Here is a 17116-nt window from a genome sequence, read left to right on the forward strand (position 1 = left end):
ACCGTCGCCGCAACCGGTGTCGGGGGTTTCGGGTACCGGAGGTGAGTCGAGGAGGAGTTCAGGCTTTGGTGCGCCGAGCGCCCCAATGGGTCATGGCGCCGCTGCGCTGGTACCGCTCGGGCCGATCGTCGGGGCCGAGCACGTCGGTGGCCAGCCACAGTCGCTTGAGCCATCGGACGCGACCCTTCGCCGGGTCGTCGACGTAGCGGCGGCGCCCGTGGAGCACGTGGTAGTTGTTGATGAACTGCATCTCGCCCGGTTGCAGGAGCATCTCCACCTGGTTGTCGGCGTCGTGGATCAGCGCGTCGTAGGCATCCATCGCGGCCCGTTGAGCGTCGGTGAGGCGCGGCGCCTCGTCGTGGCGCTGTGACGCTTCGATGAACGGGCGGATGTAGCGGACGAACAGACGGTCGCGGTGTGCGGTGAACGTGGGTACCGAGTAGTACGGGCGCGACCCGGCTTGCTGCTCACCACGGAAGTCGTAGGGGAGCGGTTCGTACAGCTCGGCGGCGAGGTCGGGCTGGGTGCGCACCAGTTCGTTGTGAGCAAACAGCGCGTTGGCGATCATGCTCTCGCCGCCGCTGACCCCGCTGTCGAGACACAGCAACCCGACGAGGTCGGAACCATCGCTGTGAAACGTGAGCGGATGTCCGCCGATCTCGTTGCCGCGTGCGGTCGGGTCGTCGGGCGCCTTGCCCTGATCGCGGACGTCGCCGAGCAGGTGCCCCTTCGCGTTCTGTGGCCACGGGTCGCCGAGGTGCAGGCCGATGCCCCAGTAGATCCACGACGAGTCGTCGGCGCCGAGGCGTTCGACGTCGAGGGTGCCGATGCGACCGAAGCCGCGTCCGTCGATCAGACCGCGAGCGAAGTCGGCGAGGCGAGGGGCCAGAGTCGGCAGTGGGAACACGTCGCGTGTCACGTCGAGGAGGTCGGTGCAGGCCGCTTTCGCCGTCGTCAGCGCACCGTCGAGTTCGTCGAGATCGGCGGCGTCGAGTCGCATCGTCCACGCATCGGGATCGGCGACATCGGCGGCTCGCCACTCGGCATGCGTCTCGAGTGGGGCCACGGTCATCGGGTCATGCGCGACGGGGTTCACGCCATCGCTCCGCTCGGCGAACGCTTGGCGCCGCGAATCAGGCGACCGGGGAGCGCACCGGTGGCTTCACCGTTGCGGTACGTCTCCTGGCCGGCGACGATCGTGTGGAGCCAGCCGTCGGCGCGCTGGAGCAGGCGGCGGCCACCAGCCGGGAGGTCGTGCGCGATCGTGGGTTTGTGGAGGCGGAGTCGGTCGAAGTCGACGACGTTGAGGTCGGCCCGGTAGCCGGGAGCGACGACGCCTCGGTCGAACAGCCCGACCGTGCGTGCCGTCTGCTGGCAGTGCCGTTGCACGAGGAACGCCAGGTCGATCGTGTCATGGTCGCGATCGCGACCCCAGTACTGCAGCAGGGTGGTCGGGAAGCTGCCGTCACAGATCGTGCCGACGTGAGCGCCGCCGTCGCCGAGTCCGGGCACGGTGAACGGGTGGGTGAGCATCTCGTGGACCGCGTCGAGGCGTCCGTCGACGTAGTTGAGGAACGGCAGGTACAACAGGCCGGAGCCGTCGCCGTCCGGTCCGAGCATGGCGTCGATCGCCAGTTCCTCCGGGGTCGTGCCCGCGGCGGTCGCCCGGCCGTGGAGCGAGTCGGCGAGCGCGGGTTCGTAGTCGGGCTCGTCGGCCATCTCGAACAGCAGCTCGAACTTGGTGATCAGCGAACCGCCGAGCTTGTCGCGTTCGCGTGTCGCCTGATGCTGGCGGTGGCTGGCGAGCAGCCGGTCGCGGAACGCCGGGTCGCGTAGCGCGGCGGCCTGCTCGGCGATCGGTCGATTCGCGATCTCGGCGAAGACCGGGTTCGTGAGGAACGGGTTGAGCGTGCACTCGAGTCCGAGGATCAATCCGACGGCGCGGGCGGCGACCTGACCGGTGATCGACAACCCGTCGGCGTTCGCCGCGCTGATGTGGTCGAGGATGCCGCGGTAGGCGTCGGGCACCATCGGATTGCGAGCGACCGAGATCGACATCGGGCGACCTGACCGCTCGATCATCGCCCGCAGCGTCGCGAACTCGGCGTCGACGTCGAGGAAGTCGGACACGACCTGCAGCACGCCGGTTCCCGTCGCGCCGACGCCTTCGGCGATGCCGATCAACTCGTCGGGCGCCGCGGTCAGCGTCGGGGTGTACGCGCCGGTCGAGGTCTTGTGGTTGCGGGTCCGGCTGGTGGTGAAACCGAGCGCACCCGCCTCGATGCCCTCCCGAGCGAGTTCGGCCATCGACGCGATGTCGTCAGGGGTCGCGTCTTCGTGGTTCGCTCCACGCTCGCCCATGACGTGGAGTCGCAGCGCGCCATGGGGCACCTGCGCGGCGATGTCGATGTCGTGCGGTCGGGCGTCGACGGCGTCGAGGAACTCACCGAACGAATTCCAGTTCCACGCGAGGCCTTCGTGCAACGCGGCGCCGGGGATGTCTTCGACGCCTTCCATGAGCTCGATGAGTCGGTCGTGATCGATGTCGTGGACCGGAGCGAACCCGACACCGCAGTTGCCCATCACGACGGTCGTCACGCCGTGCCACGAGGACGGTTGCATGCGCTCCTCCCACGTCGCCTGGCCGTCGTAGTGCGCGTGGATGTCGACGATGCCAGGAATGACGAGTGCACCGTCGGCATCGATCTGGCGATCCGCCGTGCCGTCGACGCGTCCGACGTCGACGATCACGCCGTCTCGTACCGCGACGTCGGCGTGCCGGGGTTCGGCGCCGGTGCCGTCGATCAGCGTGCCGTTGCGAACGATCAGGTCGAATTCAGCCATCCCCCATGCTCCCACCTCCGCACCCCACCCCCGATGTCGAAGCGACAGAGTGGGTCAGATCCACTCTGTCGCATCGCAGTCACGACGTCGCTGCCATCTCCGCTGCCATCTCTCGCACCACTGCCACGACGTCGTCGATGTCGTCGTCGGTGATCTCGATGCTCAGCGCGATGAACCCTCGTCGCGCGATGTAGAAGCCGGCCTCGAGCAGACGGAAGAACAGCAACGCCTTCCAGCGATCATCGGAGTCGCTGAGATCGTCGGCGGTGACGACCGGGCCCGTCGTGCCGTGGACGTTCATCAACGAGCCGGTGCCGGTCGCGCACATCGGGACCCCCGCAGCCGTGAACGTCTCGTTGAGACGCGTCCGCAGGCGGTCGCCTCGTGCGTGCGTGTCGGCGAGCACCTCGGGGGTCAGCACTTCGGTCAGCGCGGCGACGCCCGCCGCCATCGACGCGACGTTGTTGTTGAACGTTCCTGCGTGGCCCAACGTGCCGCCCGACGTCGGATCGAAGTGGCGCATCACGTCAGCGCGGCCGCCGAACGCTCCGAACGTCAGACCGCCCGCCAGGTACTTGCCGAGCGTCGTCACGTCGGGCGTGATCCCGAGCAGTTGCTGCGCGCCACCCGGTGAGAACCGTGACGTCATCACCTCGTCGAAGATCAGCAGCGCGCCGTGTCGGTCGCAAAGGTTCCGGAGCCCGGTGAGGAAGGGCGTCGTCGCCGGAACGCAGCCGCCGGAACCCTGCATCGGCTCCACCAGGACGGCGGCGACGTCGTCACCGTGTTCGTCGAACGCAGCGTCGACGGAGCCGAGGTCGTTGTAGTCGCACAGCAGCCAGTCGTGGGGCACGTTGACCGGGCTCGACGCGTCGCCGAACGTGATCACGCCGCCGTGGTAGCCGTTGCGGAACACGACGATCTTGCCCCTCCCGGTGTGATGGAGCGCGACGGCCAGCGCCATCAGGTTCGCTTCGGTGCCGGAGTTGGTGAAGCGGATCTGCTGGATCGACTCGAAGCGATCGACGAGCAGTTCGGCGAGCCGGACCTCGTTGGTGTGGACCGAGCCGAGCGACCAACCCGACTCGAGAGCGATGCGAGCCGCGTCGAGCACCGGCTGGGGTGAGTGGCCGAGGAGCCCGGCGGTGTAGTTGCCGAGCAGGTCGACGTAGCGGTGCCCGTCGACGTCCCACAGGTATCGGCCCTCGGCGCGTTCGACGCGGAACGGGAAGGGGTCGAAGTACAGCACCGAGCGGGTGTTGCCGCCGGGCTGTACCCGCTGAGCCCGATCCGACCAGGCAGCCGATACCGGCCGGTCGTCGACGTAGCGCTGGCGGGCTGCATCCACCGCCGTGTCGAGCGGCGTGGCCGGGGCGGTGTCGAGCGATGGATCGAACGTCATCGCGCGAGCATGGCACCGCTGGGCGTCGAGCGACAGAGTGGGTCTGACCCACTCTGTCGCCGGACGGCGGCCGTATCCTGGCTCCATGTTCCTCGGCGACGATCTCTTGCCGTTCTTGGTGCTGGCATTCGGCGGAGCGTTGTTCGTCGGCAATCTGCTCGCAGTGGTGCGCCCACCCGACAAGCAACTCGACGACTCGAACCTCGAACGTGCGCCGGTCGTGCGAAGCCTCGGCTATTCGGCGATCGGACTGGTGGCTGCGATCTGGGCGATCGCAACCCTCGTGTCGGGTTGAGCAGCGCCGCGAACCGAATCAGGACGAGGTGTAGATGATGCTGATCTGCACGCCGCCGGTGGTGGGCGTCGAGGTCATCGTCACCACCTCCTCGCCGCGGGCGTAGCTGGCGCTCGAGAAGGTCTCGCTCTCGAACGGCTCGGTGTCCTCGCTGAAACCCGCGCTTTGTAGGGCAGCTGCGTAGGCAGCGAACGTGTCAGCGCTTGCGATGCCGTTCACGACGACGCTGATCGCTCCGGCCTCGTTGAAGTAGGTGTTGGTGATGTCGCTCAGACCGTCCGGCCGCGGTACGTCGGTGGGCCATTCCTCGGGGATGCCCGCTCCCGATGAGAAACTGGCCGAGCCGTCCTCGCCTTCGACGGTGAAGGTGCCGTCGTCGCTCGAGGCGCCACTGATGACGTTGCCGTCCTCGTCGGTGACGACGAAGCTGCCGTCCTCGTCGACGTCGACCGACGCCGAGCCGTCCTCGCCCTCGAAGGTCAGCTCGCCGCCGCCGTCGCCGTCGGAGGAGAACTCACCGGAGCCTTCGTCGCTCTGGAACTGGACGTTGCCGTCTTCGTCGATGTTCATCGAGAACTCGCCGTCTTCGGTCTGCACGGAGAAGCCGCCGTCGCCGTCGAAATCGAGGTCGATGTCTTCGCCCGATTCGCTCTCGATCAGTCGCTCGAGCGCTGCTTCCTGGGTGGATTCGCCACCGCAGGCAGTGCCGATGAGTGCGACGACGGCGAGGCCGCCGAGGAGTGGGTGCTTGGTGGAGATGGTGCGTGACATGGTGAGGCTCCGATGGTCGAGAAGTGGCGGGTGCCGGCTGATGAGGGGGCGGCGAATGGTCGTGGACACTGGCGGTCGTGGACTCTGGCGAGGCTACGTCGTCGACGGTGTGGTGTGAGGTCGATTTCGCCCGGTCGTCACAGGCTGCTGAGGCTGACCGAGAGCGCCGTGGCGCCGAGGTAGTCGTCGTGGTTCGCCGAGGCGATCACGGTGTAGGTGCCGTTGGTGAGGGTGGCGATCTCGCTGCCGTCCCACGACTCGGTCGTCACCTCGTACCCGCTGAACCGCTCGGTGTAGCTGGCAAGTGCGGTCGCGGGTGCAGCATCGCTGGTGCCGCCGGCGAGGATCCAGATCACGCCGTCGGTCTCGGTGCCGCTGACCCACGGATCGCGATCGAAGTCGGGGCGAGGCACGTCGCTCGGCCAGATGCTCCAGGCCTCGTCGCCGAACTGGCTGCTGAACTCGCCGTCGGCCGTCTCGAAGCTGATCGAACCCGAACCGTCGCCGGCGTCGTCGAACTCCGTGTCGAACTCCGTGTCGAACTCCGTGTCGAACTCGGTGTCGAACTCCGTGTCGAACTCCATGTCGAACCGGCTGCCGTCGTCGCCCTCGAGCGAGATGCCGGCGTCGTCGGCCTGCCCGGTGAAGGTGCCGTCGGGGGTGTCGATGACGATGCTGCCGTCCTCGCCGAACGAGAACGAGCCGTCGTCGGTGCGGATGCTGAAGTCGCCGCCGCCATCGCCCATCAGCCCGCCGAAGTCGATGTCGACGTCGCCGAGTTCGTCGTCGAGGCTCGATTCGATCATGCGCTCGACGCCTTCCTCGGTCGCCTTGTCGGCGATGGCGCTGCACCCGCTGAACGCGACGACCCCGGCCAACGCCAACGCGAAGACGACCGGGCGCCCGGAACGACGCGAGTTCGACGGTGCGATCGTCGCATCCGACGCCGTGCCGCTGGTCACGATGACGGTGGCGTCGCTGGTCAGGTTGCTGGTCGAGTCGGCAGTCATGTGAGGTTCTCCTTCGGTCGGGGCCGCCCGGTGCGGCTCCGTCACGGTCCAAGAGCTCGGCGGCAGCTCGGTCTTGCACTTTTCGCGCGCTGATTCCTCCGGCGGGCGACGCTGGTCCCGGTTCTGGCACGCTGCATCGATGGACTTCGGTATCTGTGTCGCCTCCCGCCCCGCTGATCTCGACTACGTCGTCGAGGCCGAGCAACTCGGCTTCACCCATGCGTGGATGGCCGACAGCCAGATGATCTGGTCCGACGTCTACGCGATGCTCGCGCTCGTCGCCGATCGGACGACCACGATGCACGTCGGCACCGGTGTGGCCGTCGCCGGCACACGACTCGCGCCGGTGACGGCTGCGGCGATGGCGACGATCAACGAACTCGCACCCGGACGCGCGTTCTGCGGCATCGGGACCGGGAACACGGCGATGCGCATCATGGGCCACAAACCGCTGCGAATCGCCGAGTTCGACCGCTACCTCGCGGATCTTCGCCCGCTGCTGCGCGGCGAGGAGATCGACTACGAGTGGCGCGGGCATCGGGCCCCGATCCGCCACCTCATGCCCGACGACGGTTTCGTCCGCTTCGACCCACCGGTCCCGATCCACGTGTCGGCCTTCGGACCGCGAGCACTGGATCTCGCGGCGAAGCACGGCGATGGTCTGATCACCTCGGCGCCGCCCGATCCGAACGCGATCCGAGGGCTGCGCGCCGCCGTCACGGAGCGACGCCAGGAACACGGTCGCTCGACCGAGCGCGCCGACTTCCCGATCTCGACCCTCACGACCGTGTGCGTGCTGCAGCCCGGAGAAGCCATCGATTCCGATCGGGTGAAGCGGGAGGTGGGCGCGTTCGCGATCGCTGCGCTCCACTACACCTACGAGCAGTACGTGCAGCTGGGTCGCGAGCCCGGGCGACACCTGCACGGCATGTGGGACGACTACGTGGCGGCCGTCGAGTCGGTACCGGTCGAGCGGCGGCATCTGCGCACGCACCTCGGGCACAACTGCTGGGTGATCCCGGACGAGGAGCGTTTCGTCACCAAGGAACTCATCGAGCGGTCGTGTCTCGTCGGTGAACCCGCCGCACTGCGCGAGCGCGTGACCGAACTCGGCGAGGCCGGGTTGGATCAGATCGTCGTCCTGCCGCCGCTCGAGGCCAAGGAGCGCGTGATTCGCGACGTGTCGCGCGAATTGATCGCGCTCGGCTGAGAGACTCATCGCATGGCCAGCCCGTTGAAGTTGACGTTCGTCGAGTCGGCGAGTCGCGCGCGCACGTTGCCGCCGTCACCGGTGGAGGTCGCGTTCGTGGGTCGATCGAACGTCGGCAAGTCGTCGCTGATCAACGCGGCGGCGAACCGCAAACAGTTGGCGCGGGTGTCGAACACGCCCGGCCGGACGCAGCTGATCAACATGTTCCGACTCGACGAGGGGTCGGGATCGCGCCAGCGGCCGGCGAACGCGTCGGCGGACAGCGACGTCGAGTTGCTCGGCACGGTCGTCGACCTCCCCGGCTACGGCTATGCGAAAGCGTCGAAGAGCATCCGCGGTGACTGGCCGGCGATGATCGAGGGCTACCTGCTCGAACGCGAGGAGCTGGTGATGATCTTCGTGCTGGTCGACGGCGCGATCGGCCCGACCAAGCTCGACGTGCAGATGCTCGATTGGCTGCGCTTCAACACCCTCCCGCACACCGTCGTCGCCACCAAGCACGACAAGGTGAAGCCGAGCAAGCGTCCAGCGCGCACGAAGGAACTCGCGGCCGGCTGCCAACTCGACCCCGGCGACGTGGTGTGGGTGAGTTCGACCAAAGGTGACGGGATCGACCGCTTGCGAACGCTCGTGCGGATGCACCTGCTCGAGTGACGAGGACGGTGGGGCGGCGCGTCGTCGTCCGGCCGAGGGCTGGTTACCCACGGGTAGTCACGTAGCGTCGATCGAATGAGTGTTGCTGCCGTCGGCGTGTCGATCACCGGGACCGGACTGTTCACCCCGGGGGAGTCGATCAGCAACGCTGAGCTGGCTGCGTCGCTGACCGAATCGGTGCTGGCGTGGAACGAGGCGCGTGCCGACGAGATCGAAGCAGGCACGGTCACCGCACGGGAGATCCCCGATGCGGAGTTCATCGAGAAGGCGTCGGGCATCCGCTCACGATTCGTGATGGAGAAGTCGGGGGTGCTCGATCCCGCACGGATGCGCCCGCGTCTGCCGACCCGCTCGGAGGACGAGCTCGGCGTGCAGGCCGAGATGGCGATGCCCGCAGTGCTCGAGGCGCTCGCGCAGGCGGGTCGCCGCCGTGACGAGGTCGATGCCGTGATCGTCGGTTGCTCGAACCTGCAGCGGGCGTATCCGGCGGTGGCGATCGAGATCCAGAACGAACTGGGCGCGGGCGGCTGGGCGTTCGACATGAACGTCGCCTGTTCGTCGGCCACGTTCTCGATCCAGAGCGCGGTCGATGCGTTGCGCAACGGCACGGCGTCGTGCGTGGTCGTGGTGAACCCCGAGATCACGTCGGGCCACAACAACTTCGAGTTGCGCGACCATCACTTCATCTTCGGTGACGCCTGCACCGCGGTGGTGCTCGAACGCACGAGCGACGCGCTTGCTGTCGACGGGAGCGATCCCGCACGGGCGCCGCGGTGGGATGTGCTCGGCACGAAGCTCGCCACGCAGTTCTCCAACAACATCCGTAACGACTTCGGCTTCCTCAACTCGTCCGAGGTCGACGAGCGCGACCCCCACGAGGTCGTGTTCCGCCAGAACGGCCAGAAGGTGTTCAAGGAGGTGTGCCCGCTCGTCGTGAAGCACATCGGCGGTCACCTCGGCGAGGTCGACATCGACGCCACGTCGGTGCGTCGCTTCTGGTTGCATCAGGCGAACTTGAAGATGAACCAGCTGATCGCGAAGGGCGTGCTCGGGCGTGTGCCGGACGAAGACGAGGCGCCGGTCATCCTCGACCGCTACGCCAACACGTCGTCGGCGGGTTCGGTCATCGCGTTCCACCTGCACCGCGACGATCTGGGTCGCGGCGACCTCGGCGTGATCTGCTCGTTCGGCGCCGGCTACAGCGTCGGCAGCGTCGTCGTCCAGCGCGCCTGACCCGTAACGGTTTGTGTCAGGAGGTCGCGCGGATAGGTGACCATCCACCGGTCGGTGGGTTGGCTCGGTTTTCATACCGAGTGCGACCCAACTAACCGACCGGGGAGGTCACCCATATGATGCGCGCGCTCGATTCTGAAGTCCACGATGCGGTGTTCGAAACGATCCGAGGCTTGCTCCCGGACCGGCCCGAACATCCGTTGGGTTGTCATCGGCCCCGTATCGACGACCTGGTCTGTTTGCGGGGTCTGTTGATTCGTCTCGTGACGGGCGCATCGTGGGAGACCGTCGAGTTCTTGATGGGCTACACCGTGTCCGACACCACCCTGCGGTCCCGTCGCGACGAGTGGATCGACGCCGGGGTGTTCGATCAACTGCTCGAGCAAGCACTGGCCGCGTACGACCGAATCATCGGTCTGGACCCGACCCATGTCACCATCGACGGCAGCGAACACTTTGCCCCGTGCGGGGGTGAAGGAACCGCTGCAGGCCCGAAAACCCACGGTCGTCTGGGCTGGAAGTGGTGCGCCGGCGTCGACGCCGACGGCATCCCGATCGGCTGGGTCATCGACGGCGCAAACCGCCAGGACTACCGACTGTTGCAACCCACCCTCAACGCGATCACCGCACATCCCGTCACCGCACGGATCGGCACCCTGCACCTCGACCGAGGATTCGGCTACAAATCACTCCCCGACAGACTCGCCGACTACACGATCGGCGACGTGAACGTGATCCCACGAAACCAGCCAGGTCAGGGCCGCATCCAACTCGTCGGATTCGGGCGCCGCTGGGTCGCTGAACGCACCCACTCCTGGTTCACCAACTACGGCCAAATCCAACGCAACACCGACCGCCGAGCAACACACCGCCACGCCGCCCTCTGCCTCGCAACCGTGTTCCTCATCACCGCACGACTCATCGACCACCGCAACACCAACTACCGCCCTATCCGCTGACGCTCCAGACACAAACCGTTACGGGTCGGAGGCCGCGTCGAGATCACACCGGCGGGAGGATGATGCTCGCTGCGGCCCCGTCGAGGGTCTGCACGACCTCGCCCGTCGACATGTCGATCACGGCACCGTTGACCCCGAAGCCATCCCGATCGACCACGCAGCAACTGCCGTGTGAGATGGCGAAGCCGTCGATCTCGGCGTAGCCGGTGAGCGTCACCATCCCGGCAGGGAGAAACGTCTCGATCGGGGTTCCCTGCGGCTCGATCTCGATCGGTGCGACGGGTGCAGACGGGTCGGCTGCGTTGCTCGTCTCGAGGAGGACGAGACGGTCACCGAACGTGCGAACCTTCCCGGGACGGGGCAGCGTGCCACTCGAGATCGGCGTGCCTTCCAGGTCGAACACCTCGTAGGTGTTGGGATCGGACACGCCTCCGGTTTCGCTCACGACCCACAGTTGGTCACGCACGATGTGGACGTCGACGAAGTCGAGGTAGTCGCCGATGTCGTTCACGCTGCCGGTTGCTCGGTCGATCAACTTCACGGGGATCCCGGGGGCGTCCTTGTACGCCGCAGCAACGTGGGTCCCGTTGCTGGCGAGCGCGTACAGGGAGGTGAACTCGTTGCTCAGATCGATCGTGCCGCGCAGTGATCCGTTGGTCGGGTCGATCTGCGCGATGACATCACTTCCACCGGTGACGAACGCGATGACGTACACGCCGGCGTCGTCTCCGGCGATGTCGCCGAACTCGCCCCCAGGCAGCACCTCGTCGATGGTGACGGTGGCGGTGATCGAACCGTCGACGAGCGACACCCGGTGCACCCCGGTCTTCGCACTGATCCAGAGATCTCCTCCGGCGACGACGCTGCTGTCGAGGAGGCGAAACCCGTCATCGGTATTGTTCCGGCCGTCGGGAATCGGCGTCGAGAAGATTTCGGTGATTCCGCCGAACGACTCGCTGTCGACGACGTCGAGTCGGCCGTTGCCCCAACCGTTGACGAGGCGGATGCCGTTCCATGCAGCCGCGACGTCGCCGTCGTCATCGGCGAATTCATCACCGAGACCGTCGGCGACGTCATCGAGGATGTCGAGTTGGCCGTCGTCGAGCCCCGAGGTGTCGAGATCGAGGTCCGCGTCGTCGCTGGTGTCGTCGAGCACGGCACCGAAGTCGCTGGTGGTCGACCCGTCGCCGTCGGCACCACCGCATGCGGTGATGGCGACGGTGGCCGCAGCCACGAGGGCGATGATGCGAGGGCGATGACGTCGTGTCGTTCGGGAAGCGGAATGCGCAGTGGGGATCATGAGGTTCTCCTGGTCGGTGGCGGTCGGACATGAGCGCCGTTGCCTTCCAGAGGGCGATCGTCGAGAAGCCTTGCACTTTCTCGGTGACCGAGCCGTTCCGCTCCCCGATGTCGTGGAGCAGCAACCTGGATCTTCCCCGTCTGGTGAGTTGCAAGCGAACACATGTTCGACTACGCTGCCGGACATGTTCTCGGAATGCGTCGAGGAACTGGTGGGCTCGAGTGACGCCGACCTGCACGAGCGGATCGGTGCACTGGAGTTGCAGCGGCGGCGGATCGAGGCCGAACTCGCAGCAGCGATCGCCGTGGCCGATGCGCGCCAGCTCAACCAGATCGACGCCCACCGTTCCATGCGGAACTACTTGAAGGCCACCTGCAACTGGTCGAACCACGAGGTCGGTCGGTGGCGGTCCGCCGCGGCGGTCTTCGACGCGTTGCCCGGTGTCGGTGACGCGTGGATCGGTGGCCGGATCGGGTCGCCGCAGGTCGCGGCGCTGGGTCGCGCGTACGGCAATCGCCGGATCCGAGATGCGCTCACCGCCCTCTCGTCGAAGCTCGTCGAGTACGCCGAGGCACTGTCGTTCGACGACTTCACGACGGCGATCGGTCACTTCGTACGCCTCGCCGACGACGATGGCTCCCACGACGCCCGCGACGATGCGATGCAGCATCGCCGCGCTCGGGTCGACGACAACGGCGGCGCGCTCGACATGAGCGTGTTCGGCGGTGACGGGCTCACCGCCGCCGAGATGATCGCCATCCACCGTCGATTCTGCGACCGCGAGTACCAGGCTGACGTCGCTGCCCGTCGGGCACTCCACGGCGACGAGGCCGGCGAGCACGAGCTGGCGCGTACGCCCGCGCAGCGTGCCTTCGACGCGACCGTCGCGATCTTCCGACTCGCTGCCGACGCCGCCTCGACGGGTACGTCGGCTGGCGCGCCGGCATCGACGGTCGTCAACATCTTGATCGACCAGCGCGCGTTCGCCCGGATGCAGGCAGGCACCGGCCTGGCACCGACCACGCTCGACGGCCAGGCGATCGACCCGTTCACCGGTCTCGCTGCGCCCGACGAGTTGCTGTGCGATCTGGCAGGTGACGTCGAGCGGCTCGAGTCGGTTCGTTGCGAAACCGACGGCGGTGTGCCACTGCACCCGCATGACGTCCTGCGGGCGACGCTGGCGGGTCACATCCGTCGGGTCGTGCTCGACGAGTCGGGCCGCGTGGTCGACCTCGGCCGAACGCAACGTCTGTACACCGGCGCGGCTCGGGAGGCGGCGTTGTTGTTGCTCCGTCGCTGCGAGCATCCCGGCTGTGATCTTCCGGCCGGGTTCTGTGAGGTCGACCACAACCTCGAGTGGGTCGACGGTGGGCCGACCGACCAGGCCAACGCCGGGGTGCTCTGCGGCGGACACAACACCGCCAAGCACCGCCACCGATGGCGACGTCGACGATCCCGACGAGGCCGGAGTTACACGGTGCGCGCCGACGGCACGATCATGCTGCCCGTCGGGGTCACGCGGCCGATGCTCCTCGGCGACACGCAACGCCTCGCTGACCCGAACGACGACGCGCCGGTTCACGACGCCTGGTGTGATCGCGACCGGTGCGACGACGACTGGCACGATCCTGCCGACCCGGACGAGATCGAGCGGCTTCGTCACCTGGCGCGCCAACGCCTGCGATCGCTCCTTGACTGCGGATGACGCGTCGACCAGACCGAAACCCGTGGTGCGGTTCACCAGCCACACCTGGCAGGCTGGGGTGGTGAATCGTGAGTTGGCCGTCGAAGCATCCGGCTTGGTGAAGGTGTTCGGCGAGAACCGGGCGGTCGACGGCGTCGATCTCGAGGTGCCGCGCGGGGTGATCTACGGATTGCTCGGCCCGAACGGTGCGGGCAAGACCACGACGGTCAAGATGTTGACGACGCTGCTGCGCCCCGACGGCGGCACGGCGTTCGTCGACGGCATCGACGTGGTCGCCGAGCCGGGCCTCGTTCGCTCCCGGATCGGTCTCACCGGCCAGTACGCGGCGGTCGAGGAGCGATTGACCGCCAAGGAGAACCTCGACCTGATCGGTCGGCTCTACCATCTTCCACGCTCCGAGGTCCGCCAGCGTTCGGTCGAACTCCTCGCTCGATTCGACCTCACGTACGCCGCCGACCGCATCGTGAAGGGCTTTTCCGGTGGCATGCGGCGTCGACTCGACATCGCGATGAGCTTGATCGCGCGCCCGGCCGTGCTGTTCCTCGACGAGCCGACGACCGGTCTCGACCCGCGCAGTCGACTCGCCATGTGGGAGCTCATCGAGGAGTTGGGCAACGACGGCACCACGGTGCTGTTGACCACGCAGTACCTCGACGAAGCCGATCGCCTGGCGGAGCGGATCATCGTGATCGACACCGGCAAGGTGATCGCCAACGGCACCGCCGATCAGCTCAAGGATCAGATCGGCGGCGACCGGTTGTCGGTCACGATCGCGAATCGCGACAACGTCGATCGGGCGATCGACGCGTTGAAGACGCTGTGTTCGGGCGACGTCGGCGTCGATCCCGACAGCGACGGGAGACACCTGCTGGCGTCGATCCGAGCCGGTGACCGCGTCGTGCCGAGCGCGATCCGAGCGCTCGACGATGCTGGCGTCGACGTGCTCGACGTCGAGGTGCGCCGACCGACGCTCGACGACGTGTTCCTCACCCTGACCGGCAAGCGAGCCGAAGCCGACACGTCCGACGACGAGTTCGAGGAGGTGGCGTCATGACCGCCGTGGACCAGGACACTCATTCCGCTCGGTCTGGCGATCACATCGATCGGCCCGAGCCGGGTACCGGCGTGATGTGGGCGTTGCGCGACTCGTGGGTCGAAGCGACGCGCCATCTGCGCATCGTGCCGCGCAACCTCGAGCTGCTGATGTTCGCGACGATCCAGCCGATCATGTTCGTGCTGCTGTTCGTGTACGTGTTCGGCGGCGCGATCGAGGTTCCCGGCTTCGCCAACTACGACCAGTTCCTCATCCCCGGCGTGTTCGCACAGTCGGTGGTGTTCGGCTCGGCGTTCACGTCGATCGGCATCGCCGAAGACATGCAGAAGGGCTACATCGACCGGCTTCGCTCGCTGCCGATGTCACGCGCCGCGGTGTTGATCGGGCGAACGGTGTCGGATCTCGTCCGGAACATCATCACGTTCGCCGTGATGCTGATCGTTGCGTTCCTGATCGGCTTCCGCTTCGAAGGGTCGCTGCTCGAAGCGCTCGCCGCGACGGCGCTGCTGTTGTTCTTCAGCTACTCGTTGTCGTGGGTGCAGGCGCTGATCGGACTCGGTGTGAAGTCGGTGGAGGCGGCGAACTCTGCCGGGTTCATCTGGATGTTCCCGTTGACGTTCGTGTCGTCGGCGTTCGTGTCGACCGAGCAGTTGCCGAGTTGGCTCGAGCCGATCGCTCGCAACAACCCGTTCACCGTGGTCACCAACGCGTGTCGTGCCCTCTACAACGGGCTCCCCGTCGGCTCCGACCTGTGGGTGTCGCTGGCCTGGTCGGTCGGCATCACCGTCGCGTTCGCCGCGATCTCGATCCGCAAGTTCTCCTCCTCCACCAGCGCCTGACGCAGTGCCGCGGTACGGCCGCGGTACGTTTCGATCGACGCTGACGGCACCGTGTCGACGGTTCGGTCAGAGAGGAGCATGCGATGATGCGACGGGCGCTCACGCTGATCGCCTTGTTGGTCGCGTCGGCGTGCGGTGGCGGAGGATCCGATTCGGTGGACGCCGATGGCGCGGTCGAATCCGGTTCCGACCGAGTGGTGGTGTCCGATTCGCTCGGAGATGCGGCGTCGCAGTGGGAGTCGCTCCTCGATCGGGTCCGAGCGGACAGTGTGTGTCCGGCAACGGCCGTCGTCGAGTGGCTCCCGTTGCGGGACGTGTTCGCCGAGGTCGACGAGTGGCTGGCGGTGGCGCCCCAGGAAGCTCTGATCGCAGGAACGACACCGCCCGTGCGCCCCGGCGACCCGTTCGGTGACGTCGTCGAGCACCAGATCGAGGCCCGCCGTGTCATCTTCGAAAACGACGGGTCCTGGTCGTTCGACGACACAGCGACGACCACGGTCGAGGCGCACACGAACTCGATCGAGATCTTCAGCGCAGACGACGTCGCAGCGGCTGAACGAGTCGAGGCCGAGGTGTTCCTCGCGATGCAGGGCTCCGAGAGCCCCTTGACCGTGGTGATCGAGCGGGGCCGAGCCATCTTCGCCGGCGGGTGCGAAGACGAACGCACCGCGATGTTCGAGGCGCTGTTCGGCGAGACCGCGTCGGAGGTCATCATCGCACTGGTCGGCCGCACCGAAGGCGACCTCGTCGGCTACTTCGAGACCCGGCTCGAGGGTGTCGCACCAGCGACGAGCACCAACTCCTCGCTGCCGCAGTACGTGCCCGGTCTCACCGACGGTGAAGCGGGCGCCTCGGGAATCGACACGGCAGCGCGGACCGGCAGCGTGGTGGTCGAGCTGAGAACCGGTGAGGTTCGCGACGAGGGTGTCTGTCTCGTCAGCGGCGGTGTCTTGGGCGAATGCTCGTTGCTCGGATCCGGTCCGGTGTGGTCGTCGTACACACCAGGCTCGCCGGTCGAGATCGTCGTCTTCGACGTCGCGACGAACACCCTGGGGGCGGTGCTCGCCTCGATCTCGTCCGAGCAACTGGAACGAAACGAGTACGTCGTGATCGAGCTCGACGACGAGCTCGCCGTGACCGAGATCGTGGAGTGCGGTGACCTGCCTCCCCCCGATATAGGTGTCGACGAGGGGCAGTGCATCCGTTCGTGAAGCCACGTGGCCGGTAGGTGGTCTGGTCGGTGGTCTGGCTGCTGTCGGGAGCGATTGCTGCGTCGGCTGTTTCGGTCTTGGTGTTTGGTCGCCTTGGTGTGCTCCTGGTCGTCTTGATCATCCCGTTTGCGCTGATCGGGCTGCTCAACGAATGGCGCGCCGCCAAGAAGTGACGGTTCGAAGACCGGTCGTCACGCCCGCTACGGCGGAGATTTCAGCGCTTCGTCGACGGCGGCGATGACGTCGGCGACGGGCGGCCGGTCGTCGGGGCCGTCGGGGAGCCAGAGTCGGTGCACGCGACCGGACGCGTCGATCACGGCGTCGGCACCGAGTTGGCGTGTGTCTTCGGTGGTGCGCTGTAGGCGACGGCCGCGGCGCAGCAGGGCGGCGTAGAGGCGCAGCGTGCCGAGCGACCAGACCCGTCGGAGCGATCCTCGGCCGGCGCCGAACAAGCCGTAGAGCTCGCGGTCGGGGTCGGCGACGAGTCGGACGTCGACGCCGAGATGATCACGGTAGGCAGCGAGGCGCGACGCGTCGTCGGCGAAGCTGACCACCACGACGTCGACCGTCTCGCGCGCCGGATGCTGGGTGAGGTGCTGGGTGAGGTGCTCGCTCACGGCGAGCACGTG

At 67.1% G+C, this 17116-nt stretch carries 17 protein-coding genes; 10 read left to right on the forward strand and 7 right to left on the reverse strand.

Annotated elements, in window-relative coordinates:
- Positions 1 to 58 precede the first annotated feature (58 nt).
- The 3 genes from ACE37B_RS20505 to ACE37B_RS20515 all read right to left on the reverse strand — a co-directional run bounded on the left by ACE37B_RS20505 (position 59) and on the right by ACE37B_RS20515 (position 4246).
- The gene (locus ACE37B_RS20505) at positions 59 to 1072 is read right to left on the reverse strand and encodes a TauD/TfdA family dioxygenase (RefSeq protein WP_409925194.1); all 1014 of its coding nucleotides are present in this window, start codon (positions 1070 to 1072) and stop codon (positions 59 to 61) included.
- Positions 1073 to 1092: 20 nt separating this feature from the next.
- Positions 1093 to 2844, reverse strand: a complete 1752-nt coding sequence (locus ACE37B_RS20510; protein ID WP_409925195.1) for an N-acyl-D-amino-acid deacylase family protein — start codon at positions 2842 to 2844, stop codon at positions 1093 to 1095.
- 79 nt (positions 2845 to 2923) lie between these two features.
- Complete coding sequence (locus ACE37B_RS20515; RefSeq protein WP_409925196.1) at positions 2924 to 4246, reverse strand: aspartate aminotransferase family protein; 1323 nt, start codon at positions 4244 to 4246, stop codon at positions 2924 to 2926.
- A gap of 85 nt (positions 4247 to 4331) precedes the next feature.
- Between ACE37B_RS20515 and ACE37B_RS20520 the strand changes: the two genes are divergently transcribed.
- Entirely contained in the window at positions 4332 to 4541 is a 210-nt protein-coding gene (locus ACE37B_RS20520) for a hypothetical protein (RefSeq protein ID WP_409925197.1), read from the forward strand.
- Between the two features lie 18 nt (positions 4542 to 4559).
- Here ACE37B_RS20520 and ACE37B_RS20525 read toward each other — a convergent pair whose 3' ends face one another.
- Entirely contained in the window at positions 4560 to 5312 is a 753-nt protein-coding gene (locus tag ACE37B_RS20525; RefSeq protein ID WP_409925198.1) for a hypothetical protein, read from the reverse strand.
- 137 nt (positions 5313 to 5449) lie between these two features.
- Positions 5450 to 6322: a hypothetical protein gene (locus ACE37B_RS20530; RefSeq protein WP_409925199.1), complete on the reverse strand. Its 873-nt coding sequence runs from the start codon at positions 6320 to 6322 to the stop codon at positions 5450 to 5452.
- A 139-nt stretch (positions 6323 to 6461) separates the two neighbouring features.
- Here ACE37B_RS20530 and ACE37B_RS20535 point away from each other — a divergent pair, with 139 nt between their 5' ends.
- The 4 genes from ACE37B_RS20535 to ACE37B_RS20550 all read left to right on the forward strand — a co-directional run bounded on the left by ACE37B_RS20535 (position 6462) and on the right by ACE37B_RS20550 (position 10378).
- Positions 6462 to 7532: an LLM class flavin-dependent oxidoreductase gene (locus tag ACE37B_RS20535; protein ID WP_409925200.1), complete on the forward strand. Its 1071-nt coding sequence runs from the start codon at positions 6462 to 6464 to the stop codon at positions 7530 to 7532.
- A 12-nt stretch (positions 7533 to 7544) separates the two neighbouring features.
- Complete coding sequence (locus tag ACE37B_RS20540; RefSeq protein WP_409925201.1) at positions 7545 to 8186, forward strand: GTP-binding protein; 642 nt, start codon at positions 7545 to 7547, stop codon at positions 8184 to 8186.
- Between the two features lie 75 nt (positions 8187 to 8261).
- The gene (locus tag ACE37B_RS20545; protein WP_409925202.1) at positions 8262 to 9419 is read left to right on the forward strand and encodes a beta-ketoacyl-ACP synthase III; all 1158 of its coding nucleotides are present in this window, start codon (positions 8262 to 8264) and stop codon (positions 9417 to 9419) included.
- Positions 9420 to 9535: 116 nt separating this feature from the next.
- The gene (locus ACE37B_RS20550; RefSeq protein WP_409921328.1) at positions 9536 to 10378 is read left to right on the forward strand and encodes an IS5 family transposase; all 843 of its coding nucleotides are present in this window, start codon (positions 9536 to 9538) and stop codon (positions 10376 to 10378) included.
- A gap of 43 nt (positions 10379 to 10421) precedes the next feature.
- Here ACE37B_RS20550 and ACE37B_RS20555 read toward each other — a convergent pair whose 3' ends face one another.
- Positions 10422 to 11612, reverse strand: coding sequence for a hypothetical protein (locus ACE37B_RS20555; RefSeq protein WP_409925203.1), 1191 nt, complete (start codon positions 11610 to 11612; stop codon positions 10422 to 10424).
- Between the two features lie 250 nt (positions 11613 to 11862).
- On the opposite strand from ACE37B_RS20555, the gene ACE37B_RS20560 reads away from it, so the two are divergent.
- The 5 genes from ACE37B_RS20560 (at position 11863) to ACE37B_RS20580 (ending at position 16660) form a co-directional block, all read left to right on the forward strand.
- Positions 11863 to 13383, forward strand: coding sequence for a DUF222 domain-containing protein (locus tag ACE37B_RS20560; protein WP_409925204.1), 1521 nt, complete (start codon positions 11863 to 11865; stop codon positions 13381 to 13383).
- A gap of 61 nt (positions 13384 to 13444) precedes the next feature.
- Complete coding sequence (locus ACE37B_RS20565; protein ID WP_409925205.1) at positions 13445 to 14437, forward strand: ATP-binding cassette domain-containing protein; 993 nt, start codon at positions 13445 to 13447, stop codon at positions 14435 to 14437.
- Positions 14434 to 15276, forward strand: coding sequence for an ABC transporter permease (locus tag ACE37B_RS20570; RefSeq protein ID WP_409925206.1), 843 nt, complete (start codon positions 14434 to 14436; stop codon positions 15274 to 15276). Before ACE37B_RS20565 ends, ACE37B_RS20570 begins: the two co-directional genes overlap by 4 nt.
- A gap of 83 nt (positions 15277 to 15359) precedes the next feature.
- A complete protein-coding gene (locus tag ACE37B_RS20575) occupies positions 15360 to 16487 on the forward strand; it encodes a hypothetical protein (RefSeq protein ID WP_409925207.1) in 1128 nt (375 codons plus the stop codon).
- 29 nt (positions 16488 to 16516) lie between these two features.
- Complete coding sequence (locus tag ACE37B_RS20580; RefSeq protein WP_409925208.1) at positions 16517 to 16660, forward strand: hypothetical protein; 144 nt, start codon at positions 16517 to 16519, stop codon at positions 16658 to 16660.
- Between the two features lie 27 nt (positions 16661 to 16687).
- Here the strand turns inward: ACE37B_RS20580 and ACE37B_RS20585 are convergent, their stop codons facing one another.
- Entirely contained in the window at positions 16688 to 17104 is a 417-nt protein-coding gene (locus ACE37B_RS20585) for an AhpC/TSA family protein (protein ID WP_409925209.1), read from the reverse strand.
- Between the last annotated feature and the right edge of the window lie 12 nt (positions 17105 to 17116).

Source organism: Ilumatobacter sp. (assembly GCF_046290335.1).
Taxonomy (GTDB): Bacteria; Actinomycetota; Acidimicrobiia; order Acidimicrobiales; family Ilumatobacteraceae; genus Ilumatobacter_A.